A 2,241-nucleotide genomic window follows, 5' to 3' on the forward strand; every position below is an offset into this window, starting at 1 on the left:
CCGACGTTGCCGGAAGAAAGGATTGTCAGCGTTGAAGTAGCCTGCAAGGTATTTGCGTCGGAAGCGACAAGAGTCTGGCCTTGGCTGATGGAAGTGAGTCCCGTGCCCCCATAACCAACGCCGATAGCGGCGCCGTTCCATGTTCCCTGGGAGACTGTGCCCAAGTAAGAATTACCGGAAACAGTTAAGGCGGTGGTGGAAGCGTAAACGAAACGGGAGGTGGAGGAAGCGTTAAGTCCGCCTTGAGCCCACCAGGGCATTGTCGTGGAGCCGGTCAGATTATTCGCGCCGTAGTTGGAAGAAAAAGCGAAGTCGTAATTGGACAAGGTGGACATATTCTGGGTGCCGGTGTGATTGGCTCGGGAGAGTAAAGACGAGGCTTCATAAGTATCTAAGGTGCCGGTCCAATCTCCGGACTTAGTCAGATAAGCGTCGCCGATGGCCGTTCCTTGCCAGGCGCCACCCACCACTGTTCCGAGATTGGAATTGGTCGTCACGGATAAATACGGGAAAGTTGAAGTGGCCGCGCTGGAGGTGGCGGTTAGGTAAGCTACGGTGGGAGAAGTGGAGGAAGTGAGGGCGTTTGTTCCTCCGGCCGTGTGGAGCCAGCCTTGGCCAAGACTTGTCAGGTAAACCGGGCCAGTTACGGAAAGTTGGGTTGTGGAAGCGTTGCCGAAAGTGGCCAAGCCTTGAAATACGGAAGTTGATGAAGCATACAGAGAATTTTGAAGCCACACCGGAGAGCTGGTGGCGGCGACAGTAACCCCATAATTTGTTGCAAAAATAAAATCAGAAGCGCCGCTTCCTCCGCTGACGGTCGTCCAGGATAAGCCGCCGGATCCGTTGGTGGCCAGAACCTGGTTGGCTGATCCGTCCGAAGACGGCCATTTGTATTCCACGCCGTTGAAGGTGGTGGAAGCGGAAACGGTTAAGGTGGAGGAGAAGGAGGCGGAAGTTCCGGTTAAAGCTCCGGTAAGCGTTCCTCCGGAAAGAGGAAGATAACTGCTGGCGGTGATGTCATCGGGGATATCGCTGTCGGCGAGGCCGGAGACGTTGGATAAAGTGATGTTGGAAAGATTGTCTATTTTGTTGGTTAAAGAGATGGTTTGATAAGCTCCGGTAAATTGACGGGAAGTTTGGGAGGAAAGGTTGGAAATTTGATTGTTTAATCTTGTTTCCATATCAGCCAGCTTTTTGTTTGTTTCTTCGTCGTCGGAGACGGAAACCGTTTTTTCCACCAATCTTTCTATTGTTTTTCTTTCTATCACCGGACCCTCAATTACCAGGCCGGATTGCTTGATAAGAGAGAGTTGGGCGTTAAGGTTGTCGTATTTTCTTTCCAGTATCTTGAGGTCGGAGTTGTAATTGTCCACGGAAACAACCTTTGCCAATTCATTGTTTGGCGAAACTTCTTTTTTTTGACTGTCCGCGGCGGATTCAATTGAATCAACGCCGGCAGAAACATCGGGCTCGTTCTCCGCGGCTTGCCGATCTTTTTTGTCAAAAATAAAGTTATTTAACCCGCGCGGCAAAGACAATGCCGTTTCTTTAATAATTCCGAAAAAATCGGAGACGGCGGCAAGCGTCTTCCCGCCGGAATCGGCCGTCTTTTTAAAGACGCGTTCATTAAGGTTGTTAACGTTGGCCAATGTGTCATCGGCGAAACTTTTCATTATGGTCTTCGCTCCGCCGACAAAGATTTCTTCAAAACCAACGATATTTAAATAATTTGCGGATGAAACAACGTCGCCGGGCAAGGCAACAACCGAATTTACCACGTCATTAACCACCTTCCTGGCGCCGGTATTTACGATTTCGGAAAATATTTTTAATCCGGATAAAAAGAGGCGGTTTGACTGCTTTGATTGGTAGTCTGATATTCCTTCGCCATCGGCTCGGACGGTAACGGGCTTTAATAATATCGGCGGGAAAAAAATGAAAATCGCGATAATGAAAAAACTCTTCTGTAAAGCGTAAAAAACGAATGTCTTTTTATTTTTAGTCGTAATCATTTTATGGCTCAGCTTAAGTATAACAAACAATGAGGTGTCTTTCGAATTTGAGCTGTGGATAAATAGCAAAACTAAAAACAAAGAATCTTGCGTCTTTCTTTAGCTTGTTCGGTAATCACACGCATGTGAAATTACGCGCCCTCCGCCTTCCTTTTCAGCAGTTCCGCCAGCTGCTCCAGCATTTGTCTCAGGACTTCTTTGAGCCCGGCGATCAGTTCCCGTTTCCGGT

1 protein-coding gene is annotated in these 2,241 nt (G+C 48.6%); it reads right to left on the bottom strand.

Features of this window, described 5'->3' with window-relative positions; all coding sequences use genetic code 11:
• Positions 1 to 2,012: hypothetical protein (locus tag HUT38_04650; GenBank protein ID NUQ57741.1), on the bottom strand; the 2,012-nt coding region annotated here is incomplete at its 3' end.
• Between the last annotated feature and the right edge of the window lie 229 nt (positions 2,013 to 2,241).

Source organism: Candidatus Paceibacter sp., assembly GCA_013360865.1.
Taxonomy (GTDB): domain Bacteria; phylum Patescibacteriota; class Minisyncoccia; order UBA9983; family UBA9983; genus SURF-57.